The 23,218-nt window shown below is 72.6% G+C and carries 21 protein-coding genes, 1 other RNA gene and 1 pseudogene; 12 read left to right on the top strand and 11 right to left on the bottom strand.

Translation table 11 applies throughout. The annotated features are described in order from the left end of the window. Window positions 1-283: 283 nt before the first annotated feature. On the bottom strand, window positions 284-994 hold the full coding sequence (locus ACFV5N_RS03605; RefSeq protein ID WP_385593524.1) for a TetR/AcrR family transcriptional regulator: 711 nt from the start codon (window positions 992-994) through the stop codon (window positions 284-286). A gap of 107 nt (window positions 995-1,101) precedes the next feature. On the opposite strand from ACFV5N_RS03605, the gene ACFV5N_RS03610 reads away from it, so the two are divergent. Then, the gene (locus tag ACFV5N_RS03610) at window positions 1,102-1,275 is read left to right on the top strand and encodes a DUF6243 family protein (protein WP_385593527.1); all 174 of its coding nucleotides are present in this window, start codon (window positions 1,102-1,104) and stop codon (window positions 1,273-1,275) included. A 45-nt stretch (window positions 1,276-1,320) separates the two neighbouring features. Further along, complete coding sequence (locus tag ACFV5N_RS03615) at window positions 1,321-1,773, top strand: nitroreductase family deazaflavin-dependent oxidoreductase (RefSeq protein WP_385593530.1); 453 nt, start codon at window positions 1,321-1,323, stop codon at window positions 1,771-1,773. A gap of 114 nt (window positions 1,774-1,887) precedes the next feature. Here ACFV5N_RS03615 and ACFV5N_RS03620 read toward each other — a convergent pair whose 3' ends face one another. The 9 genes from ACFV5N_RS03620 to ACFV5N_RS03660 form a co-directional block, all read right to left on the bottom strand. After that, window positions 1,888-2,916, bottom strand: a complete 1,029-nt coding sequence (locus ACFV5N_RS03620) for a small ribosomal subunit Rsm22 family protein (RefSeq protein WP_385593533.1) — start codon at window positions 2,914-2,916, stop codon at window positions 1,888-1,890. A 117-nt stretch (window positions 2,917-3,033) separates the two neighbouring features. Next, window positions 3,034-4,389: a multidrug effflux MFS transporter gene (locus ACFV5N_RS03625; protein WP_385593536.1), complete on the bottom strand. Its 1,356-nt coding sequence runs from the start codon at window positions 4,387-4,389 to the stop codon at window positions 3,034-3,036. Window positions 4,390-4,468: 79 nt separating this feature from the next. Beyond that, entirely contained in the window at window positions 4,469-6,118 is a 1,650-nt protein-coding gene (locus ACFV5N_RS03630; protein WP_385593539.1) for an alkaline phosphatase D family protein, read from the bottom strand. 231 nt (window positions 6,119-6,349) lie between these two features. Beyond that, window positions 6,350-6,628 carry a dsRBD fold-containing protein gene (locus tag ACFV5N_RS03635; protein WP_019433043.1) on the bottom strand — a complete coding sequence of 93 codons (279 nt, stop codon included), beginning with the start codon at window positions 6,626-6,628 and terminating at the stop codon, window positions 6,350-6,352. Window positions 6,629-6,726: 98 nt separating this feature from the next. Beyond that, a complete protein-coding gene (locus ACFV5N_RS03640; RefSeq protein ID WP_385593542.1) occupies window positions 6,727-7,374 on the bottom strand; it encodes a DsbA family oxidoreductase in 648 nt (215 codons plus the stop codon). After that, window positions 7,371-7,571 carry a hypothetical protein gene (locus ACFV5N_RS03645; protein WP_385593545.1) on the bottom strand — a complete coding sequence of 67 codons (201 nt, stop codon included), beginning with the start codon at window positions 7,569-7,571 and terminating at the stop codon, window positions 7,371-7,373. Before ACFV5N_RS03645 ends, ACFV5N_RS03640 begins: the two co-directional genes overlap by 4 nt. 89 nt (window positions 7,572-7,660) lie before the next feature. Continuing rightward, entirely contained in the window at window positions 7,661-10,675 is a 3,015-nt protein-coding gene (locus ACFV5N_RS03650) for a BTAD domain-containing putative transcriptional regulator (protein ID WP_385593548.1), read from the bottom strand. A gap of 166 nt (window positions 10,676-10,841) precedes the next feature. Then, window positions 10,842-11,894 (bottom strand): methyltransferase, encoded by a 1,053-nt coding sequence (locus tag ACFV5N_RS03655; protein ID WP_385593551.1) that lies wholly within the window; start codon window positions 11,892-11,894, stop codon window positions 10,842-10,844. 391 nt (window positions 11,895-12,285) lie between these two features. Next, window positions 12,286-12,960: a TetR family transcriptional regulator gene (locus tag ACFV5N_RS03660; protein WP_385593553.1), complete on the bottom strand. Its 675-nt coding sequence runs from the start codon at window positions 12,958-12,960 to the stop codon at window positions 12,286-12,288. 149 nt (window positions 12,961-13,109) lie between these two features. Here ACFV5N_RS03660 and ACFV5N_RS03665 point away from each other — a divergent pair. From ACFV5N_RS03665 to ACFV5N_RS03710, 10 genes and pseudogenes are all read left to right on the top strand, one after another. Next, window positions 13,110-14,035, top strand: a pseudogene (locus ACFV5N_RS03665) (oxidoreductase). 321 nt (window positions 14,036-14,356) lie between these two features. Next, entirely contained in the window at window positions 14,357-15,241 is an 885-nt protein-coding gene (locus ACFV5N_RS03670; protein ID WP_385593556.1) for a transketolase, read from the top strand. Continuing rightward, window positions 15,238-16,182: a transketolase family protein gene (locus ACFV5N_RS03675; RefSeq protein ID WP_385593559.1), complete on the top strand. Its 945-nt coding sequence runs from the start codon at window positions 15,238-15,240 to the stop codon at window positions 16,180-16,182. The genes ACFV5N_RS03670 and ACFV5N_RS03675 overlap by 4 nt, the downstream gene beginning before the upstream one ends. 4 nt (window positions 16,183-16,186) lie before the next feature. Then, a complete protein-coding gene (locus ACFV5N_RS03680) occupies window positions 16,187-16,987 on the top strand; it encodes a hypothetical protein (protein ID WP_385593561.1) in 801 nt (266 codons plus the stop codon). Then, window positions 16,984-17,634 (top strand): SIS domain-containing protein, encoded by a 651-nt coding sequence (locus tag ACFV5N_RS03685; protein ID WP_385593563.1) that lies wholly within the window; start codon window positions 16,984-16,986, stop codon window positions 17,632-17,634. The genes ACFV5N_RS03680 and ACFV5N_RS03685 overlap by 4 nt, the downstream gene beginning before the upstream one ends. Before the next feature lie 39 nt (window positions 17,635-17,673). Next, a complete protein-coding gene (locus ACFV5N_RS03690) occupies window positions 17,674-18,789 on the top strand; it encodes an MFS transporter (RefSeq protein WP_385593566.1) in 1,116 nt (371 codons plus the stop codon). 22 nt (window positions 18,790-18,811) lie between these two features. Then, window positions 18,812-20,161 (top strand): glycosyltransferase, encoded by a 1,350-nt coding sequence (locus ACFV5N_RS03695; protein WP_385593568.1) that lies wholly within the window; start codon window positions 18,812-18,814, stop codon window positions 20,159-20,161. Window positions 20,162-20,212: 51 nt separating this feature from the next. Continuing rightward, window positions 20,213-21,061, top strand: coding sequence for a phytanoyl-CoA dioxygenase family protein (locus tag ACFV5N_RS03700; protein WP_385593571.1), 849 nt, complete (start codon window positions 20,213-20,215; stop codon window positions 21,059-21,061). A 3-nt stretch (window positions 21,062-21,064) separates the two neighbouring features. Continuing rightward, window positions 21,065-21,718, top strand: a complete 654-nt coding sequence (locus tag ACFV5N_RS03705; RefSeq protein WP_385593574.1) for an HAD-IA family hydrolase — start codon at window positions 21,065-21,067, stop codon at window positions 21,716-21,718. After that, complete coding sequence (locus ACFV5N_RS03710; protein WP_385593576.1) at window positions 21,715-22,698, top strand: aldo/keto reductase; 984 nt, start codon at window positions 21,715-21,717, stop codon at window positions 22,696-22,698. The genes ACFV5N_RS03705 and ACFV5N_RS03710 overlap by 4 nt, the downstream gene beginning before the upstream one ends. A 29-nt stretch (window positions 22,699-22,727) precedes the next feature. On the opposite strand, the gene rnpB is transcribed toward ACFV5N_RS03710, so the two are convergent. After that, an RNA gene (gene rnpB / locus ACFV5N_RS03715) (RNase P RNA component class A) lies at window positions 22,728-23,136 on the bottom strand. Window positions 23,137-23,218 lie beyond the last annotated feature (82 nt).

Genomic DNA, 23,218 nt, shown 5'->3' on the forward strand with positions numbered 1-23,218 from the left:
CCCCCAGGGGTACGGCTGCTCCTGCGAGCGCCCCTGGGGGTGGGCGGCGGGGGCGAGCGGGAAACCGGCCCGGGCGGTGTCGAGCAGCAGTTCCTCACGGGCCCGGGCGGCGGCGGCCGAGTCGGCGGCGGCGCGGGCGCCGCGGCGCATCCAGCGGGGGAGTCTGCGCTCTTTTTCCATGGACTGAGGTCGCCTCACTTCCGTCCCGCTCGTCCTGCCTGTCCCGTGACATTACCGGATCGGCCCACCCGCCGTGCGCGGATGGGGGCGGGTGCGGCGAGGGTCACTCGCGGGCGTCGCCCGGGTCGCGGGGCGCGCCGGGCTCAGCGCGGTCGCGGGGCTCGCGCGGGTCGCGGGTGAGCACGCCGCGCAGCGCGTGATCGACGAGGGCGTCGGTGAACGCGTACGTCAGCGGGCCGCTGCGGGTGAGCCAGCGCTGGGAGAACGGGGACAGGATCAGCTCGGTGGCGATCCGCAGGTCCGTGCGGGGGTCGATCTCGCCGGCTTCCTGGGCGGTGCGCAGCCGGTCCATGTAGACCCGCACGCCCCGCTCGGAGAGCCGGCTGACGAAGGAGTGGGCCAGCTCCGGGTCGCCGGCGGCGGCGATGGCGAGGGCGCGGTAGGGGGCCTCGAAGGCGGGGTCGTTGAACTCGTCGACGGTGGCGCGCAGCACGCCCTTGAGGTCGGCGGCGAGGTCGCCGGTGTCCGGGAACTCGGCGTCGTAGTCCGGGTGTTCGACGGTGGCGGTGAAGGCGTCGAGGAGGACGGCCGCTTTGGAGGGCCACCAGCGGTAGATGGTCTGCTTGCCGACGCCGGCCTGGGCGGCGATGGCCTCGATGGTGAGCTTCTCGTAGCCGACCTTGCCGACGAGGTCGAGGCTGGCGTCGAAGATGGCCTGGCGGGAGCGCGGGTTCCGGCGGGCGGGGTCGGGGCCCTTGGCGGTGGAGGGTCCCCGGGTGGCGCGGGGCGTGGCGTGCTGTGAGGTCGTTCCCATGGGGGCAGTCTAGTGAGAAAACCCTTTTGACAAGACGATACGTCTCGTCCAATCTCAGGACAGGAGCCCACCCGGGTCTCCGCACTCCCGACCGAAGGAGGAACACCATGAGCAAGGGACGCGGTGGCGCCATGATGGGCGTCGGCGGACCGCGCAACCCCCTGCCCCGCACCCGGCTGCGCGGCGGCGCCGCGGACACCCCGGCGGCGCGCGGCGGGCAGGATCCCGCCGCGCAGAAACGCGCACTGCTGGCGAAACTGCGCGAGCGGCGCAACGGCTGACGGGTGGCGGGAACAACCCGCCCCCGGCCCGGTGTTGGCCTGCGCATGACGGAGTTCGACATCAAGCAGTTCTCAGCCGACCATGTCGCCCGCTACGAAGCGTCCGGCGGCACCGACGGACGGATGCTCAACGGTTACCCGACGGTCGTCGTCACCACCCGCGGCGCGAAGAGCGGCGCGGTGCGCAAGTTCCCGGTGATGCGGGTGAGCGACGGCACCCGGTACGCGCTGGTCGCCTCCCTCGGCGGCGCCCCGGCCAACCCGGTCTGGTACCACAATGTGCGTGCCCACCCCGAGGTCACCCTGCGGGACGGCACCGAGGTGGGCCGCTACACCGCGCGCGAGGTGCACGGCGCCGAGCGCGCGCAGTGGTGGGCCCGGGCGGTCGAGGCGTTCCCGCCGTACGCCGAATACCAGGAGCGCACCGAGCGGGTGATCCCGGTCTTCGTTCTCGACCCGGCCCCTCGACCCGACCCCGGCCCCGCTCAGCGGGCCTGACGATCGCCGGACCCGGGCACGACGGGACGGCGCCGGCCCACCGCCCCCCGCACGGCCGGCCGGCCGGCGCGCTTCCGGGCGCCGGTACCGGCACCGCCGTCCACGCCGTGCCCGTCACCGCACGGTGACGTCCGGCGGCGGCCAGGGCGCGCCCCAGTCCGTGTCGCGGGCCGCGCGGTAGGCGTCGCCGTGCCGTTTGGTGACCGTCGTCCGGGTGAGGGCGCCGTCCGGGGTGCACAGATCGAGCAGCACCTGGCCCTTGCGCAGCTGCGGCTTGCGCACGACCCGCGACGGGGCGGGGGCGGCCTCCGGCACGGTGGTGGCCGCCACGTACGTGAACTTCTCGTCCTCGTACGGCAGCACCCCGCCCTTGACCTGCCGGTGCAGCGCGGAGCGGGTGACGCGGGCCGCGACATGGCACCAGTCGGCGCCCGGCTCGATCGGGCAGCGGTCGCTGTGCGGGCAGGGCGCGACGACGCGCAGCCCGGCGGCGACCAGCCGGTCGCGGGCGGCTCTGATCCGCAGATAGCCCTCCGGGGTGCCGGGTTCGACGAGCACCACGGTGGAGCCGGCCCGGGCGGCGGCGTCGGTCAGCGCGTCGCGGTCGGCTTCGGTCAGCTCGCCCAGGACGTACGAGACGGTGATCAGGTCGGCGGCCGGCAGCTCGGGGCCCGCGCCGATGCGCTGCTGCTGCCAGCGGGCGGCCCGCACGGCGGGCGCGGCGGCGCCGGCCGCGAGTTCACGGCCGAGATCGAGGGCGGGTCCCGCCCAGTCGATGACCTCGGCGCGGCGTTCGCCGGGCCACACCCCGGCGGCGGCCCACAGCGCGGCACCGGTGCCGCCGCCCACGTCCACCTGGCTGCCGGGCTGCCAGCCGCCGGGCATCCGGGCGGCCAGCTCAGCGAGCGCGGCCGACACCGCCTCGAACGTGGCGGGCATCCGGTACGCGGCGTAGGCGATGGCGTCGGCCCGGTCGCGCAGCACCGGGGCGTGCGTCTGGGTGCGGCCCCGGTAACTGGCGATCAGCCGCTCCACGGCGGCGGCGGTCCGCTTGGGCGGCAACCCGTCGAGCACCCGCTCCAGCGCGGCACGCAGCTCACCGGAGGTCCCGGACGCGACGGAGGGAGTGGCGGTGCTGTTCACCGCCCCATGGTAGGCGCCGTCCGCACCGGGCCGTCCCCGGCGGTGACCCGGGCCGCCGCCCTCCGCGCCGGGGTCGGCGGGTCGTGGTCCGGGGCGCCGCCGTCGCCCGGGTGCGGGCTACGCGGACGCGGTGGTGGGTGGGGTGGCGGCACCCGCCGCCGTCCGGCCGCGGCGCGGCAGGCACAGCACGACGAAGCAGAGCGCCGCGAGCACGACCGCGGCGAGTTGGACGACGGCCATCGGTACGGCCGTGTCCTCCCCCGCGACGCCGACCAGCGGGGAGGCGATGGCGCCGACGAAGAACTGCGAGGCGCCCAACAGGGCGGAGGCGGAGCCGGCGGCGTGCGGGGCGCGCATGAGGCCCTCGGAGTTGGCGTTCGGCAGGACGAGGGCCATCAGGCCCATCAGGCAGAAGAGACCGGCCGAGACGGGGACCAGTCCCGCGGTGCCGAACACTCCGGCGGTCATGAGGAGCAGGCCGGTCGCGACGAGGATCAGCAGGGTGAGCCCGATGCCGATGATGCGGGTGAAGGAGACCCGGCCGACGAGGATCTTGCCGTTGATCTGGCTGACCGCGACCAGTGCGATCGAGTTCACCATGAAGAGCAGGCTGAAGGTCTGCGGGGAGGCGCCGTAGATCTCCTGGACGACGAACGGGGAGGCCGCCACGTAGGCGAAGAGCGCGGCGAAGGTGAGCGAGCCGACCAGCAGATAGCCGGTGAAGACCCGGTCCTTGAACAGTCCGCCCATGGCGCGCAGGGCGGCGCCGACGCCGCCGCCGTCGCGCTGTCCCGGCGGCAGGGTCTCGGGCAGCCAACGGGCGACGATCAGGGTGAGGAAGAGTCCGGCGGCGGCGAGGGTGAGGAAGACGCCGCGCCAGTCGGTGAGCCGCAGCAGCTGGCCGCCGAAGACAGGGGCCAGGATGGGGGCGGCGCCGGAGATGAGCATCAGGGTGGAGAAGAACCGGGCCATGGCGAGGCCGTCGAACATGTCGCGGACGACGGCGCGGGCGATGACGATGCCGGCCGCGCCGGCGAGGCCCTGGACGGCGCGGCAGGCGGTGAGCACCTGGACGGTGGGGGCGACGGCGCACAGCAGGGAGGCGGCGACGTAGCAGATCATGCCGGCGAGCAGCGGGCGGCGGCGGCCGAGCTGGTCGCTCATGGGGCCGACGATGAGCTGGCCGAGGCCGAGGCCGAGCAGGCACGCGGTGAGGGTGAGCTGGACGGTGGCGGCGCCGGTGTTCAGGTCCTCGGTGACCTCGGGGAGGGCCGGGAGGTACATGTCGATGGAGAGCGCGGGCAGCGCGGAGAGGCTGCCGAGGATGAGGGTGAGCAGCAGTCCGGCCCGCTGCCGTTTGGTCAGTTCTGGCGCGGGCCGGGTCTGCGGGCTCGGGGCGGTGACGGTGGTGGGGGTGGGGTCGGGGACGGAAGCGGGGGCGGCCGTGTTCGGCTGGCTGCCGGGCTGATTCATGCACCTCTCCGGTACTCGCTGAGACCGCCCAATCGTCCCATGATCCGGCCACCGTTCTATATGGTTCTCACTCGGAAGGTCACGCCGGAGCCAGCCCGGGCTCCCCCGCGCGCGAGACGAACGAGCCCGCCGTGCTCACCGTGCCGCCCGGCTCGGTGACCCCGGAGACCACCCGGTAATCGGCCCTGACCCGCTGTTCGTCCAGGCTGACCAGCACATAGCCGCGCCGCCCGTCGTAGAAGCGCAGATGCGGGTTGACCGTCATCATCGCCTCCCAGTTGGCCGGCCGCCGCGCACCGTTCCCGCCGCTGGAGATCGAGGTGGTGACCAGTTCCACACCGAGTGTCCGGGACGCCGGGTCGTCGAAGTCCTCCTTGATGTCGAACGCGTGATGCACATGCACATCGCCGGTGAACACCACGAGATTGCGCACCCCGCTCTCGCGCACCGAGCGCAGCAGCCGCTCCCGCGCCCACGGGTAGCCGTCCCAGGCGTCCATGGCCAGCGGCCACGGCTCGGCCGGCTGGTTGCGGCGGCGCGAGACGACGATCTGCTGCGGGACGACGTTCCACACCGCGCGCGAGGCGCGCCAGCCGTCGGCCAGCCAGCGCTCCTGCGCCGCGCCGAGCAGGTGCCGCCCCGGGGCCTCCGACGCCTCGGTGGGCAGCTTCCAGCCGTCACCGTTCGCCTGGTCGGCGCGGTACTGCCGGGTGTCCAGCACATCGAGCTGGGCGAGCCGGCCGAAGTGCAGCCGGCGGTAGAGCCGCAGGTCGGGGCCGTCGGGCAGCTGGGGGCGGCGCAGCGGCAGGTTCTCGTAGTACGCGCGGTAGGCCGCCGCCCGGCGTACCAGGAACTCCGCCTCCAGGTCGTCGTCCTGGGAGACGGCGGCGGCGTAGTTGTTGTCCACCTCGTGGTCGTCCCAGGTCACGATCCACGGGTGCGCGGCATGGGCGGCCCGCAGGTCGGGGTCGGCGTGGTAGAGCGAGTAGCGCAGCCGGTAGTCGTCGAGGGTGACGGTCTCGCGCCGGTAGTGCGCGGGCAGCTGCCGGTCACCGGTGTAGCCGCGCGCTCCGGCGGCGGCGTCGATCGCGTACTCGTAGAGGTAGTCGCCGAGGTGGATGACGGCGTCCAGGTCCTCCTCGGCCGCCAGGTGCCGGTACGCCGTGTAGTAGCCCTGGTCGTAGCGCTGGCAGGAGGCGAGCGCGAACCGCAGCCCGCGGCCGACCCGGTCGTGCGGGGCGGGGGCGGTGCGGGTGCGGCCGGTGACGGAGTTCCACGGGCCGGTGCGGAACCGGTAGTAGTAGTCGGTGCCGGGGGCCAGCCGCCGGGGCTCGACGTGCACGGAGTGGTGGAACTCGGGGTGGGCGAGCACCGTGCCGCCGTCCACCGGGCGGCGGAAGTGGCGGTCGCGGGCCAGTTCCCAGTGGACGGCGACGGGTTCGGGCGGCAGCCCCGAGTCGGCGGCGTAGGGGTCGGGGGCCAGCCGGGTCCACAGCACCACCGAGTCGGGGAGCGGGTCGCCGGAGGCGATGCCGAGGGTGAAGGGGTCGCCGTCGAGCGCGGCGCCGTCCAGCGGGGCCGCGGCGTGGGCGGTACCCGCGGTGCCCGGCAGGCCCACGGAGAACGCGAGGGCCGCGGCGGCACCGGTGACGGTGACGAATCGGCGCCGCCCCGGCGAGCGGGCGGCGGAACGCAGGTGATCGGAGAACTCTTCGGAGATCCGCGTCATGGGGACGAGTGCACCGCGCGCACTCATCCGGCATCTGGCAGGTATCCGTCAACGGCATGGCGGTTCGGTGACGACCCGGCAGCGCTCCGCCACGGGGTGTCACAGGGGTCTCCCATGCCCCACATCCTGCGCGGTACGGCCTCCCGTCCGCTCCCCCGCCACGCCGCGCGCCCGGCAGGCCGCGACGGCGCACCGGAGCACGCCCCGGCGCGCCGTGCCCCCGTCCGGCGCTCAGCGCTCGCGCAGCTCGGTCACTTCCTCGTGGGTGTGCGCCTCGATGTCCCGCGCGCCCTGGTAGAGCAGCTGGTAGGACAGATCGGACAACGCACGGGCCGCCGCCAGTTCGTGGCCGATCACCGGATCGTACTCGTCACCCGGCTTGGCCTGCGCCGATCCCTCCCCCACCAGCCCTCGCGAGGTCTTGCCCTGCAAGCGGGCCTCGGCCCGGCAGGACCTGCCCTCGTCCTCGATGTCGATCTTGGTTTTCCACGTCTGGTGCGACGACGCCATCACTGCACCTCCAAGCGAGCACGGGGTCTCTCTCCTCCCATGCTCCCTCCGATGGCCCAGCCTCGCAGCCCGGGAACCGAGCCGGGCCGCGACCGCCGTCAGGCCGGACCCGGGGCCGCCCCGGCGGCGGTGCGCAGCGCGTGCAGGAAGGTGTCCACGGGTTGCGCGCCGGAGACCCCGTACGTGCCGTCCAGGACGAAGAACGGCACCCCGCTCACCCCGATCCGGCGCGCCTCGGCCACATCGGCGGCCACCTCGTCGGCGTACGCCCCGCTCTCCAGCGCCCGGCGGGTCTCCGCCTCGTCCAGACCGGCCTCCACGCCGAGCCGCACCAGCGTGTCGAGGTCGTCGACCGTCTCGCCCTCGCACAGATGGGCGGTCAGCAGCCGCTCGTGCGCCGCGCCGCCCAGCCCGCCGCGGTCCGCGAGCTGGAGCAGCCGGTGCGCGTCCAGGGTGTTGACGGAGATCGAACGGTCCAGGTCGTAGCGGAGCCCCTCGGCCGCCGCCAGCTCGGTGACCCGCTGCTGCATCTCCCGCACCTGCTCGGGTGCCAGGCCCTTCTTCCTGACCAGCATGGCGGCGGTCGGCTCGCGCAGCCCGGCCGGGTGCGTGGGATCCAGCTGGAAGCTGTGCCAGCGCACCTCGACCTCCCCAACGTGCTCGTACCGTGCCAGCGCGCTCTCCAGCCGCCGCTTTCCGATGAAGCACCAGGGACATACGACGTCCGACCACACATCGATCCTCACCGCGCGCACACCCCGTCCGCGTCGCACACGGGCGCGGCGTCGGCGCCGGAGCCGATGATCAGCAGGCCGGGGGCCTGCTGCCCGGGCGCGGGGGCACCGGACGCCGGTCCGCCGGCTATCGGACTGCCGGGCGCCGCCGGGGGCGTGCCGGGGGCGGTGGCGGTGCCGCCGGGGGCGGGCGCGGGGCTGGTGGACATGAGGGCTCCGGTGAACGAGGTCGGTTGCTTCCCGTGCGGTACCCCACCGTACGCAACCGTGCCCGGCGGCGGCAGCACGCACTTTCACCTCAGTCACCCACCTCCGGGTGAGCGCGTTCCCCCGCCACCACCATGCCGGGCGGACCGGCCGCCCGGTCCACCAGCCGTTCGATCGCCCCGATCCCCTGCGCCTGCTCCGCCAGCCCGACCAGCCGCCCCAGCAGCGCCCCGGTCAGCTCCGGCGCCCCGGCCAGCTCGCCGACGAACCCCCGCAGCTCGTCGATCAGCTCCGGCAGTCCGGCCGGCGCGTCCACCGCGCCGCAGCCGTCCCGGTGCAGCTCCAGATAGTCCACCAGCCGCCGGGCCGCCCGCTCGGCGCTCGCCCGCGCCGTCACCGTCTCGCCGGCCAGCCGCTCGTCCACCGCCAGATAGAGCAGCGAGGCGATCAGCGCGCTCATGGCGTGCGAGTTGCGCTTGTCCAGCGCACCCAGCGAGGCGTGCAGCTCGGCCGCCCGCCGCCGGTGGCCCGCCGCCTCGCGGTGCTGGCCCAGATGGTGGTGCGCGTACCCGAGCAGGTCCATGGTCCGTGCCATGTCGCGCAGTTCGCCCGCCTCCTCCAGGATGCTCAGCGCCCGCTGCGCCGACGCCAGCGCCTCCCGGTACTGCCGCATCCGGCCCTGCGCCTTGGCGATGACGCTCAGCGCCGCCCCCTCCCCCACCGTCCAGCCCAGCTCGGCGAAGATCCGCAGCGAGATCCGGGCCTCCGCGAGCATCTTGCGGTAGTCCCCCGTCGAGGCGTGGATGCCCGCCAGCTGCCGGTGCGTGTACCCGGCGGCCAGCCGGTCGCCCTCCGCCTCGATCAGCTCCAGTGCCCGCAGCAGATGGCGCTCCGCCTCGCTCCACTGCCCGGCGTTGTACTCGGCGCGGCTCAGCCCCCGGTGCCCCAGCGCCATGCCGAGCCTGCTGCCCTCGCGGCCGGCGGCGCGCAGCGCCAGGGTGCTGGTGGCCCGCAGCTCCTCCCAGTGGCCGTTGACGTCCAGGTAGTGCCGCACCATCCAGGCCAGCTGCCACACGGTGCGGTCGTGACCGCAGTGGTAGGCGGTGTCGATGAGCCGCATCAGGGAGGCGTGTTCGGTCTCGAACCAGCGCAGCGCCTCGGCGTACGTGCTCAGCGAGCGGCGGCGCGGGGCGCGCACCGGGGGCATGTCATCGTGCCGGGACAGGATGCGGGCCGCCTCGTAGGCCGTCTGGAGGTAGTGGTTGAGGACGCGCCGCAGCCCGGCGTCGCGCTCGGCGGTGCCCGCGGTGTCGGCCAGCACCTCGACGGCGTACGCGCGCACCAGGTCGTGCCAGCCGTACCGGCCGGGGGCGCGCTCCTCCAGCAGCCGCATGGCGGTGAGTTCGTCCAGCAGTTCCTGGGTGCGCGACAGCGGCTGGGCCAGCAGGTCGGCGATGAACCCGGCCCCGGCGGAGCGGCCCGGGTGCAGCGGCAGCAGCCGGAAGAGACCGGCGGCGGCGGGGCTGAGCGCCCGGTAGGAGGAGGACAGGACGGAACGGACGCCCGGAGAGCGGTCGGCCCCGGTGAGGAAGGACAACCGGGCCCGCTCGTCGCACAGTTCGGCGGCGATGGCGGTGAGCGAGAACGCCGGGTTGGCGATGAGCTTGGCGCACACCACGGCCAGTGCCAGCGGCAGCCCGCCGCAGCACTCGGCGATGGCGCGGGCGGCCCGCTCCTGGCCGCGCATCCGTTCGGGGCCGAGCTTGGCGCGCATCAGCTCCAGCGCCTCCTCCGGCCCGAACGGCCGCAGTTCGGTGACCCGGGCGCCGCGTGCGGTGATCAGCCCGGCCAGCGGGGAGCGGCTGGTGACCAGTACCAGCGCGCCGGAGGACTCGGGGATCAGCGGCAGGACGTGCGCGGTGTCGCGCGCGTTGTCGGCGAACAGCAGGACGCGCCGGGCGGCCAGCAGCCGGCGCAGGAACGCGGCGCGGGCCTCGGGGTCGCGCGGGATGCGCTGCCGGGGCACCTCCAGGGCCTCGATCAGCAGGTCCACGGCGCGCGCGGTGGGCACCATGGGCCGGTCGGCGTCGAAGCCGTGCAGATTGACGTACAGCTGCCCGTCGGGGTGGTCGGCGCGCAGCCGGTGGGCGAGCAGCGTGGCGAACTCCGTCTTGCCGACCCCGGCCATGCCGCTGACCACCAGCACCCGGGCCCCGGCGGCGATGTCGCGGTGCGCGGCGGCCAGATCGCTGTCGCGTCCGACGAATAACGGGGAGGGCGCGGGCAGGTGTTCCGGTCTGGCCGGGCGTACGGGCCCGGTGCGGCCCGCGTCGCCGACCCCGCCGCGCGGCGGGCCGAGCGCCGGGTCGCCGCGCAGGATGCCCTCGTACAGCCGGGTGAGGGAGGCGGCGGGATCGACGCCGAGTTCGTGGCGGACCAGCTTGCGCACGTGCCCGTAGGCGGAGATGGCCTCGGCCTGCCGCCCGGCCCGGTAGAGGGCGAGCATCAGCAGTTCGTGGAACCGTTCGTGCAGCGGGTCCTCGATGACGGCCGTGGACATCAGCTGGACGACCTCGTCGTCGCGGCCGAGGGCGAGCGCGGCGGTGCCGTACAGGTCGAGCGCGCTGGTGCGGGTCTGCCGCAGGCCGACGCGTTCGCGTTCCGCGGCCTCGCCGTGGATGTCGCGCAGCGGCTCGCCGTGCCACAGGTCCAGGGCGCGGCGGCTGAGTTCGGCGGTGCCCCGCTCGTCGCCCGCGCCGTGCGCGGCGCGCGCGGAGCCGACCAGGTGGCGGAAGCGGTGGGTGTCGACGGTGGCCGGGTCGACCATGAGCGCGTAGCCCTGGCTGCTGGATTCGATGCGGGCGCCCTGGGGTTCCAGGGTGCGGCGCAGCCGGTGGATGTAGGTGCGGACGGTGCCGCGGGCGCCCTTGGGCGGGGCGCCGTCCCACAGCGCGCCGGACAGCTGGCCGGCGGGTACGACGCCGCCGGCGTGCAGCAGGAGCACGCTCAGGGTGGAGCGCTGCTGTGGTGATCCGAGCGCGATCTCGGCGCCGTCGTGCCAGGCGCGTACCGGTCCGAGGAGGGAGAAGCGCAGCCCCGTTGTCATAGATCTCGTCCTTGGCGCAGGTTCCAGCCGATTGGACGAATGTATGACGTGAAGCCGCGTCGGGCGACGGTTTACCGTGCAACTGTACGAAGCGGGACGGTCGGTGACGGGAGTCCGGGGGCCGGGCCGCCCCCGTGGTGCGGCCCGGCCGTGGAGCCCCGGACGGTCAGCCCAGCGGTTCCAGCTCCAGCAGCGAGAACATCGAACGGGTCGGGGAGAGCCCGGTCCGCTTCCAGCCCGCCTCCTCGAACAGCGCGTCGTAGGCGTCCAGGGACCGCTCCCGGCCCGCCGACACCGACAGCATGTTCATGTCCAGCAGGGCGACCGGGTCCGGCGTACCGGTCTCGCCCAGCAGTGCCTCGATCACCAGAACCCGCGCACCGGGCCGGGCGGCCCGGCGGCAGTTGCGCAGGATCGTCACGCACTGCTCGTCCGACCAGTCGTGCAGCACCCACTTGAGCAGGTAGTAGTCGGCCTCGGGCACGCTCTCGAAGAAGTCCCCCGCGACTCCCGAGAAGCGCTCCGCCACGCCCGCCGCCTCGGCGGCGGCGTGTCCGGCCGGCACCACGTGCGGCAGGTCGAACAGCACGCCCTCGACGTGCGCGTGCTCGGCCATCAGCCCCACCAGCAGCGCCCCGTCCGCCCCGCCGATGTCCGCGATACGGACCGCGCCGTCGAGATCGAGCAGCGCGACCGTGTCCTGCACCACCTGTTCGGTGGCGTTCGTCATGGCCCGGGAGAACAGCGCGGCATCCTCCGGGTGCTGGGCGAGATAGGTGAACAGATCGGAGCCCAGGGCCCGTTCCCACTGCGGGCGGCCCTCGCGCACCGCCTCGGGGAACGGCTGCCACACCTGCCAGTGCGCCGGGGCGCCCGCGAGCAGCGCCGCGTCCCGCAGCGATCCGGGCACCCCCTCCCGCAGCAGCGCGCCGACCGGCGTCAGCGCGAACCGCCCCCCGCCCTCGTGCGCCAGCAGCCCGATCGACGCGCACGCCCGCAGCAGCCGGTGCGTGGCACCGGGGTGGCTGGACTCCCGCTCCGCGATCTCCTCGGCCGTCCGGGCGCCGTCCGCGAGGTGATCGGTGACCCGCAGCACGGCGGCGGCCCGGACCACCTGGGTGATCCAGTGCGCCGTCGTCATCTGGTACAGCGCCTGCGCGTGCCGAGCCGCTTCCGCCTCGGCGGCGGACAGCTCGGGCGCGGTGCCGGTCAATGGCATGGACGTCCTCGTTCCGGAATGTCGGTGGTGATGGATCCCGGAAGCGCGGCACGGCATCGCGGCCGGCGGGCCCGGATGGCTCCCCGTACCACCCGGACCCGCCGGCCCGGCCGCTCCGTTCCTCGGGATGGAGTATGTGTAGAGCCCACCTGTCGACAAAGCGTTGACGCCGTGCCGGACGGGGCGCCGCTACGGGCGTGCGCGGCGGGACGTACGGGACGCGGCGTGCGGGCCGGGGACCCCTCACGACCGGCCGCGCCGACCCGGAACGCTCACGGCCACGCGCGTACGCCGTCGCCGTGCGTTGCCGCCGTGTGCCCGGCGGCGCGAGCGGCAGCGCCTCCGTGCGCGGGCGCGCGGGAGTTGCCGGGGCCCGGGGAGAAGCGGGGGATCAAGCGGAGACGCGGGCGATGGTGCCCGCGATGAGGGTGGTCAGCAGGTCGGACAGGGCGGTCGTGAAGTCCAGCTTGTAGACGGTGAGCGAGGGGTCGGCCTCGTAGGCGGCGAGCATCGCCCGGGAAGGCCGCGCATGGGTCCACACGGCGCCGATGGCCATGATCATGGCGGCGGTCAACTGCCATGCGCTGTCGCCCAGTTCGGGAAGGTGCCGCCGGGCCAGCGCGGCGATGCCGCCGACGTTGGCCACGGCCGCGCGCTTGGAGCGGGCGGCCACCTCCGGGGAGACGTTGTGTTCCAGCACGCTCGCCTGGGAGCTCAGCAGGTCGCACAGGACCCGGCGCTCGGCGAGGGAGCCGGCGACAGCGGCGGCGAACTGCTCTCCGCGCCGGTCCACCGGAGCGTCCGCGTGGACGGCGGCGTCCAGCAGGGCGGGCAGGTCGGCCGTCCACTGCCGCCAGGCGCGGTCGAGCAGTGCGAGCAGGATCGCCTCGCGTGACTCGAAGTAGCGCAGCACATTGGACTTCGCCAGCCCGACGCGGCGGCTCAGCTCGTTGAGGCTGAGTGCGCCGACGGGCATCTCCTCCAGCATGCCGGCAGCGGTGTCGAGTACGGCCCGGCGCCGGATCTCGCGCTGCTCCTCGCTGCGTGCCCGCTGGAAGTTCGCCATACCGCCATGCTACAGACCGCCGGTCTTTTGACATCAGACCACCGGTCTTTTATGTTCGGCGCACCATAAGAGACCGCCGGTCTGTCATGCGGGCCGGTCCGAGAGCCTCGCCGAGCGGCCGGGCGCGAACCGATAGGAGCAGGGCAGCGATGAGTCACTGGACCCCCGACGCCATCCCCGGGCAGACCGGCCGCACCGCACTGATCACCGGCGGGAACAGCGGGATCGGCCTGGAAACCGCCCGCGTCCTCACCCGCCACGGCGCCCGGGTCGTCCTCGCCGGACGCAGCCGGCCAAGCTCGACCGGGCCGCCGAGGCGGTACGCGGATCCACACCCGGAGCCGACGTCGACACGCTCGTCCTCGACCTCTCCGATCTGTCCTCCGTCCGCGAGGCGGCCACCCGGATCGCCGAGACCGAAACGATCGATCTGCTGTTCAACAACGCGGGCGTGATGAACCTCCCCCAGCGGCAGACCACGCGCGACGGCTTCGAGATGACCGTCGGCACGAACCACCTCGGGCACTTCGCCTTCAACGCCCAGGTGTGGCCCGCCGTGCGCCGCTCGGCCGCATCGCGCGTCATCACCGTCAGCGCCAGCGCCGCACGCTGGCCGATAGGCCGGCTCGACGACCTGATGAGCGAACAGCGTTACCGCGCCATGGGCGCCTACGCGAAGTCCAAGCGCGCCACCATCATCTACACCCTCGAACTGGCACGCCGCACCGCGGGCAGCGCCGTCGAGGCGCTGGTCGTCCACCCGGGGTCGGCGATGACCGGCATCCAGCAGCACGGCACCGGCCCCCTGAGCCGCATGGTCACCCCGATCGCCGCCCGCCTGCTCATGGGGTCCGCGGCGGGCGCCGCCTGGCCCTCGCTGTACGCGGCGACCAGCCCGCGGGCGCGCTCGGGCCAGTTCCTCGGACCCGCCGGACGCGACCAGACCTCCGGCACCCCCAAGCCCACCAAGCTCCCCCGGGGCGCCGACGACCCGGCCGAGGGCCAGCGCCTGTGGGCGGCGAGCGAACGACTCACCGGCGTCTCCTTCGCCCCCGAGGCCGGAACCGCCGGCTGAGGAGCACCGCACCCGGAACAGCGCTCGCGGGCGGCGGATCGGGACCGTCACAGCATTAGGCAGTACGATTTTCTCCCACATGTCTAAAATGACGCATATAACGGCTTCATATGCACTGGGTTCTGGCCAATATGAGATGCGCTATTGAAGGCGCCCAATTGCTGGGGCAGGGTGTCAATGGAGTTCCCGAGGCGTCATGAACGGGGCGCCCATCGCTGCTCCCACTCCGCCACCCCACACAATCCTGGTGAAGATCCCGCGCGCACGTTGTATGACACCGGAAACGCGCCCCGTGGGACGTTCTCAGGGAGGTTTACGCAGATGAAACATTCACCTTCTGCTCCCAGTGTGACCCACAGCGCCAGTGACCTCGGCTTTTCCGACCGAGTGGGCAGAACCGGCCCCGATGAATTGTTGAACTTATCCAGGAGGATGCGCGCGAGTGTGCTGCGCATGGTGCACGACGCCGCCTCCGGGCACATCGGTTCCTCGCTGTCTGCGGTCGACATCATGGCCGTGCTCAGATTCGATCAGATGCACTGGTCGAGCGGGCGCGACCGGGATGTGTTCGTCCTCTCCAAAGGGCACGCGGTGCCGGCCTGGTACGCGGCGCTCATCGCCGGTGGCGACCTCGACCCCGCTCTGGCAGCAACCCTCCGGCAACTCGACAGTCCGTTGCAGGGTCACCCCGACCGCACCCGCTGCGCGTACGTCGACGTCAGCACCGGTGCGCTGGGCCAGGGCCTGTCGGTGGCGATCGGCCGGGCCCAGGGCCGGGTGATGCGTGACGACAGCGGGCACGTGTACTGCCTGGTCGGCGACGGGGAGTGCCAGGAAGGGCAGGTGTGGGAGGCCGTGATGTACGCCGGTGCACGCGGCGTCGCCAACCTCACGCTGATCGTCGACGCCAACGGCCGGCAGAGTGACGGCACGGTGGACGAAACCCTGCCGCTCGAACCGCTGGCCGCGAAGCTCACGGCCTTCCGCTGGCTGGTCCACGAGGTGGACGGGCATTCCCACCAGGCATTGCGGGTGGCGTTGTCAGCGGCCCGCCGGGAACGCGGCAGGCCAACCGCGATCATCGCGCGTACCCGGAAGGGATATCTGGGACCGGATCGCGGTGCATTACTCAACGGCTCCCACGGCGGACTCCTTGGTTCTGCTGAACTCGTGGAAGCTCTTGACTATTTGGAAACTGCCCGGTGAAGGCCACACGTGACTGGTTCGGAGCAGCTCTGACGGAGCTTGGCGATTCCCGTGATCACGTTGTGGTGGTCAACTGTGATCTGGGGTCGGCCACGAAGACTCTGGCGTTCCGCGACCGCTTTCCGGATAGGTTCTTCGAGTGCGGAATCGCTGAGGCCAACGCCATCGGCGTGGCATCCGGACTGGCCCAGGAAGGATTACGACCGTTCGTAGCGAGCTTCGGTCACTTCCTCACCGGGAAGTACTTGGAAATCTTTCAGTCGGTAGGACTCAATGACGCGGGCGTCGTGCTGGTGGGCACCCACGCCGGTCTCGCCATCGGCAAGGACGGACCCACCCAGATGGGCCTGCGGGACCTGGCCCTCATGCGCACCCTGCCCAATATGGAGATCCTGCACCCGGCCGACGGCGTCGAGACCCGCGCGATGCTGGACTACATCGCCTCGCACGGGCGCCCCACCTATCTACGGCTGTGCCGACAGCCCCAGCGGGAGGTCCACGCGGCCGGACACCGCTTCGTCTTCGGCCATCCCGACGTGCTGCGCCCCGGCGAGGATGTCGCGGTGGTCACCATGGGCGGTGTGGTCGAGGTGGTCCTCGACAGCCTGGACGAGCTGGCCGCGCACGGGATTCATCCCACCGTGGTCAACCTGTCCTCCCTCCCCGCGGACCGCGCCGCCGTGCGCGTGCTGGGCGCGTCCCATCGCGGGGTCCTCGTCATCGAGGACCACTACATCACCGGCGGCCTGGCGGACGAAGTGGGCCGCATCCTGGTGGAGTCCGGACGCCCGCCGCGCTTCTCGGCCTGGGGTGTGCCCGACTACGGACAGGCAGGCTCCCCCGAGGACCTCTACGCCCGCTACCGGCTCCATGTACCGGCCGTCACCGGCCTCATCCGCGCCTTCGCCGACACCCTCGACCCACGCGACCACGGAGCGTGACACCATGGCAGCACCCACCACTTCGGTCACCCGGGACCTGACCAGTGACGCGACCGGTCACAGATATCTGTTCACCGAACTGTCCCTGCCGGCCGGAAGCACCACTCCGTTCCGCCGGCACGACGACGACCTGCGCACCCACATTGTCATCGGCGGCTCCGTCGCGGTGGAATCCGTCGGCGCCGACGGAGCGGTGACGGCCACCGTCCACCGCGCGTTCACCGGCTGGCACGCACCTCCCGGCAGCGTCTACCGGCTGGCCAACCGGGGCGAGGAGCAGGCCCTGGTGATCGAAGCCGGCACCCGGGCCGGCTCCCTGCGCGAAGGCGACACCCACACGGCCCTGCTCAGCACCGGTGCCCCGGCACCCGCATGTCGCGACGCCGACGGGTACACGGTCGACAAGCCGTGGGGCCACGAGGTCTGGTACACCGCCAATCTCGACGACCCGCCGTACGCCGTGAAGCAGATCCACATGGTCGCCGGACACCAGTCCTCCCTTCAGTCGCACCGCTTCAAGGCCGAGACCAACTACGTCGTCGAAGGGGAGGCGAAGGTTCTGAACGGCCTGAGGGCCCCGGAAGACCTCTCCGCGATCATCGATGTCGCCGGCATCCCCGTGACGCTGCACGGCCCGCGCACCGGGTGGTCCTCGCCGCCCAACGTCCTGCACCGGGTCATCGCGCAGCGCACGTACACCTCCATCGAGGTATCGACGAGCGAACTCGACGATGTCATCCGCTGGCAGGACGACACCGGCCGGGGACACGGCCGCGTCGAGGGCGAACACAGGGGGAGCCGGTGAGCAGCGCCGCACTGATCCGGCTGTACCTGACGGAGCAACAGAAGGTGATGGAGGACTTCCCTGTCGGGCAACTGGACCGCTTGGCCGCCCTCCTGTTCGCGACGTACGACAGCGGCGGCACCGTGTACGGCATGGCGAACGGCGGCAACGCCGGCACCCTCGACCACTTCCTGTGCGACTTCACCCACCACCCTTTCGTCAGCGAGGACAAGTCCCGGCCGCTGCCGGCCGGCGTGCCCCGGCTGCGGTTCGTGAATCTGTGCGGCTCGCCGTCCGAACTGAGCGGCCTGGTCAACGACCTCGGCGCCGACGAGATGTACGCCGCTTCCCTGGCCCCGTTCGTGGGCGCCCGGGACCTGGTGATGGCGTTCTCCGGGAGCGGCAACTCACCCAACGTCGTCCGGGCCCTTCAGGTGGCCCGCGAAGCGGGGGCCCACACCTTCGCGATGACCAAGGGGGACGGCGGGCGTTGCCGGGAGCTGGCGGATGTCTGCCTGGTCGTCCCGGGCAGTTCCGCCTTCCCCGGCCAGACCGGCGGCAACGACAACAACTTCCATTTCGAGGACATGGCGCTGTCGGTCAACCACATCCTGGTGGGGCTGCTCAAGGCGCGCGTCGCCGCAGCGGCCGCCGCAGCGGCCGGCTGACGACACATCGTGGGGGCGATCAGCCGAAGAGGAGATCGTGTGGAGAGCGGGCAGAACCTGGCGACCGCACCGCCGCGCACACCGGCGCGGAAGGGCGTCACCTCCCAGACCGCGGCGTACTTCTTGTGCTTCACCCTGGTGGGGGTCCTCTCCGCCATGCTGGGGCCCTCCCTGCTGGTGCTGGCGGAGCGGTCGGGAGGCGCACCGGGCGATCTGGGCCTGCTCTTCACGGTGGACTCGTTCGGCTCGGTGTGCGGCTCCCTGCTCGCCGGCTGGCTGCTGGGGCGCTTCGCGACACATCTGCAGGCGGCACTGGCCCTGGCGGGAATCATCGCGCTGATGCTGATCCTGCCCCTGCTGACCCGCCCGGCCGCGCTGCTGCCGGCCTGGTGGGCCCTCGGTCTGTGCAAGACCTTCCTCATCGTCACCGTCAACACGCTGCTGGTCAGGGAGCGTCGCGGAACGGTCGGCCCGTTCATGAACGTCGCGGACTTCTTCCTGGGGCTGGGCTCCCTGCTGATGCCGGTGGCCATCGCCCTCTCCCTGCGCGCCACCGGGCACCTGGTGCCGGCGTACTGGGCAGGCGCGGTCCTGGCCGTGATTCTCCTGGTATGGCTGCTGCGGATGCTGCCCGGCCCCTCCGCGACGGTCGACCGGCCACGCGCCCCGGACAGCAGCGACCGCCGGCAGCGGTGGGTACTGCCGCTGGTGGCCGCGATGCTGTTCGTCTACGTGGGCGCGGAGATCAGCTTCGCGGGCTGGCTCCCCGCCTACGTGGCGGACCGGGGACTGACCGACGCCACCGCCGACGCGGCGTACTTCACCGCCCTGTTCTGGATCGCCGTCACCGCCGGCCGGCTGCTGTGGGCCCCGCTGGCAGGACGCTACGCCCCGGAGCGGCTGCTGACGGTGGCGTTCACCGGCTGCGCGGCCGTCCTCACCGTCCTCTTCGGGCTGGCCTCGCCCACCCTCGCATCGATCACCGCCGGAACCATCGCGTTCGGGCTGTTCATGGCCCCGGTGTTCCCGTCGGCGTTCACCCTGCTGGAGAAGCGGGTGGGGGTCAGCGGGAAGGCCAGCGCCGTATGCCTGTGCACCGCCAGCGTCGGCGCGATGTTCTTCCCGTGGCTCGTGGGCAGCCTCCTCATCTTCTGACCGACCGGCCAAGGAGACCCGCATGCAGGTCATCGACACCCCGGCGATGCGCCCCGCGACGCTGGACGCTTTCCTCACCCTGATCGGCCCCGAGCGCGCCGGCCGGCTCCGCGACGCCGCTCGCCGACTGCGCGGTGGCCTGGACGGCGGCACCCTGTGGCACGTGAACTCCACCGCCACCGGCGGCGGGGTGGCGGAGATGCTGTACGTGCTGGTGCCGCTCTACCGGGCGCTCGGTGTCCCCACCCGCTGGGCGGTGGTGGACGGTGACACGGCGTTCTTCGACATCACCAAGCGGCTGGGCAACCTCGCCTACGGCAGCACCGCTGACGCCGACCTGCTGCGCCCCGGTGACCTGGAGGGATACACCGGCCATCTGGCGGGGGAGGCCGAAGAGCTCCGGGCCGTCCTGCGCCCCGGCGACGTCCTCCTGCTGCACGACCACCAGACCGCGGGCCTGGTGCCCCTGCTGTCCGCCGAGACCGCCGGCATCTACTGGCGCTGCCACGTGGGCGTCGACGAGCCCACCGACGGCTCACGACGCGCCTGGGCCGCGCTGGCCCCGCTGCTCGACAAAGCGAACGGGGTGATCTTCTCCGTCGCCGCGCACCTGCCGGCTGAACTGTCGGGCCATCGCGTGGCCATCATCCCGCCGGTGCTGTGGCCGTTCGCCCCGAAGAACCAGCACCTGCCCGCCGGACAGCTGCCCGGCCTCCTGGACCGCTGCGGCCTGGGTGGCCCGGGCACCGTCCCCGGCTATGTCCTCGCCGACGGCCACCGGGACCCGGCCGAGCCCCTGGTCGTCCAGGTGTCGCGCTGGGACCGGCTGAAGGACATGCACGCCGTCCTCACCGGCTTCGGCGCCGTCCCCGATGCCCAGCTGGCCCTCATCGGCCCCGACCCCGCCTCGATACCCGACGACATCGAACAGGCCCACTGGTTCGATGTCTGCCGCACCACCTGGACCGCACTGCCCGACCGCCTCCGCCACCGTACCCGCCTGGTCTGCCTTCCCATGCACGACCTGGACGACAACGCGCGGCTGGTCAACGCCGCCCAGCGAGCAGCCGATGTGGTGGTCCAGAAGAGCCTGGCCGAGGGCTTCGGACTCACTGTCACCGAGGCCATGTGGAAGGCCCGCCCGGTCGTCGGCAGCGCCGTCGGTGGTATCGCCGCCCAGATCGAGCACGGCGCCACCGGCCTGCTCCTCGACGACCCCCACGACCTCGCGGCATTCGCCGCCCTGGTCACCCGCCTCACCAGCGGTGCCACCGATGGTGCCGCCCTGGGCCGCCGTGCGCGTGCCCGTGTGCACGACGCGTATCTGCCCGACACCGACCTGCGGGCCGTCACCGGCCTGTTGTGCGCCTGAACGGCCGGTTACCGCCGGGCCACCGACTCAGCGACTGGGAGGAAGAATCCCATGACCATCGCCACAAGCACCCGTCTGACACAGGAAGACCTCCGCTTCTACGAACGCAACGGCTACCTGACCGTCCCCGAACTCCTCCCGCAGGACAAGTTCGACCGGCTCCGTACCCACTTCGAGAGCAAACTGGCCGACCTGCCCGGCGGCATGCGGCCCGAAGACATGGACGTCCCGCACTTCACCGACACCCGGCTCTTCGACTGGCTGCTCGACCCCGGCGTCCTCGACCTGGTGGAACAGTTCATCGGGCCGGACATCGCGCTGTTCTCCGCGCACTTCTTCTGCAAGCCCGCCGGCGACGGCAAGAGCGTGCCCTGGCACGACGACGCCTACTACTGGCGCGAGACCATCATCCCCTCGTCCGAAGCGATCACCATCTGGCTCGCACTCGACCCGGTCAGCGAGGTGAACGGCTGTATGCGCGTCGTGCCCGGCAGCCACGGGCCCGGTGCCCGCCGCTACCGCCCCACCACCAACCCCAGCAGTGTCTTCGACGAGGAACTCGACCCCGACAGCGTGGACCCCGCTCAGGCGGTGCCCATCGAACTCCGGCCCAACCAGTGCAGCGTGCACTCCGCCTCACTCGTGCACGGCAGCGAGGCCAACCGCAGTACGGAACGCCGCTGCGGCTTCACCATGCGGTACATCAGTACGGGCGTCCGCTTCAACCACGAGGAGGTCGGTGACCGTCACCAGATCTATCTCGCGCGCGGCTCCGACCGGGCCGGCAACGTCTACGCCGACCCCACCCGGCCCTACCCCGAACTGGTGGCGAACCGGGGCCCGGGACAGAGCTATGTCGGAGCCCGGCGGCCCGGCGGCGCCCGGCCCGGCAGCGGCTGACCCGTGATCGGGCTGACCCTCACCGACCGGGGAACGACCCGGCGGCTGGAGTGCTCGGCCGTCCTGTTCGACATGGACGGCACCCTGGTGGACTCCAGCCGGTGCGTCGAAGCCACGTGGCGGGCCTGGTGCGACCGCCACGGCCTCGACAGCGACGCCCTTTTCCGGATCTCACACGGCCGTCGCAACCGGGAGACCGTGGCCCTGATGGCGCCCCATCTGGACGTCGAACGCGAGGTCGCCGGCCTGATACGGGCCGAGGAGGCGTGCCGGGAAGGCATCGCGCCCATCGCCGGCGCCCGGCGCCTCCTCACGGGGCTGCCCCCGGGTCGGTGGGCCGTCGTCACCTCCGCCTGGCAGCGGCTGGCCGAGATCCGGCTGCGCGCCGCCGGGCTCCCCGAGCCCGCCGTGCTCGTCACCGCCGACGACGTGACGGCGGGCAAGCCGGACCCGGAGGGGTTCCTGCGCGCGGCGGCCGCACTCGGCGCCGCACCCGAGCACTGCCTCGTCGTCGAGGACGCTCTGCCGGGCCTGGCCGCGGCGCGGGCCGCGGGCATGCGGGCCCTCGCTCTGCGCACCACCCTGACGGAAGATCAGATCCCCGTAGACTGGGCCTGCGACGACCTGACCGCGCTACGCTACGAGGACGCCGGATGAAGTACACCAAACTCGGTTCCACCGGACTCGACGTCTCGCTGCTGTGTCTGGGCGGCATGAGCTTCGGCGATCCCGGACGCGGCGCCGACACCTGGACGCTTCCCGAGGACAAGAGCCGCGAGATCGTCCGGGCGGCGCTCGACCACGGCATCAACTTCTTCGACACCGCCAACGTCTATTCCGCCGGCAGCAGCGAGGAGATCCTCGGCCGGGCGCTGCGCGACTACGCGCGCCGCGACGAGGTGGTCATCGCCACCAAGGTCTTCGGCCCGATGCGGGAGGGCCCCAACAGCGGCGGACTGTCCCGCAAGGCCGTCCTCACCGAGGTCGAACAGAGCCTGCGCCGGCTCGGCACCGACTACATCGACCTCTACCAGATCCACCGGTGGGACCCCACCACCCCCATCGCGGAGACCCTTGCCGCCCTGGACACGCTCGTCACCTCGGGCAAGGTGCGCTACCTCGGCGCGTCCTCCATGTTCGCGTGGCAGTTCGCCACCGCTCTGTTCACCGCCGACGCCCGCGGGCTGACCCGGTTCGCGACCATGCAGAACCATTACAACCTGCTGAATCGCGAGGAGGAGCGGGAGATGCTTCCGTTCTGCGCCGACCAGCGGATCGGGACGCTGCCCTGGAGCCCGCTCGGACGCGGACGGCTCGCCCGCCCGGCCCCGGCCGACACACCCCGCAGCCGTGACGACGCCTTCGGCGACAGCCTCTACCAGGGCAGCACCGAAGCAGCCGACCAACGGATCATCGACGCCGTCGAGGCCGTCGCCTCCGCCCGTGGGACCCCCATGGCCGCCGTCGCCCTGGCCTGGCTCCTGCGCCGGCCGACCGTCACGGCACCGGTCATCGGGGTGACCCGGCTCTCCCACCTCGACGACGCGCTGCTGGCCGTGGACCTGGAACTGACGGACGAGGAGACCTCGGCGCTGGAAGAGCCCTACCTCCCGCACGCCGTCGCCGGGTTCGCGTGACACCCGACGCGGTGCAGGCCCCGGGACGGCGGACGAGTCGCGGTGTACGCCGGGTTCTGTCCCCGCCCCGGGAGGGGCGGGTGGCGGTCATCCATCTAGGGCTGCCGTCGCCGACAGCCTCAAGCGGTCTACCCGCGGACTCGGGCGGGCCGCCCTCGATCATCCGCGCGAGGCCATCGGTGATGGCCCCTTCTTGACCTTGCTCCGGGTGGGGTTTACCGAGCCGGCCGGGTCACCCCGGCCGCTGGTGGTCTCTTACACCACCGTTTCACCCTTACCGGGTGCCGTTCGCACGGCCCCGGCGGTCTGTTTTCTGTGGCACTGTCCCGTGGGTCGCCCCAGGTAGGCGTTACCTACCACCCTGCCCTGTGGAGCCCGGACGTTCCTCGGCGGTACCCGGCCTGAACCGGACACCAACGCGACCGCCCGCGCGACTCGTCCGCCGCACCCTCCACCTTACCCGGCGTACCCTGCTGCTTTGCGTCCCCACAGGTCCGAGAGGCCGCCGAGAAGCCGCCGA

The organism is Streptomyces sp. NPDC059853, assembly GCF_042731495.1.
Taxonomy (GTDB): domain Bacteria; phylum Actinomycetota; class Actinomycetes; order Streptomycetales; family Streptomycetaceae; genus Streptomyces.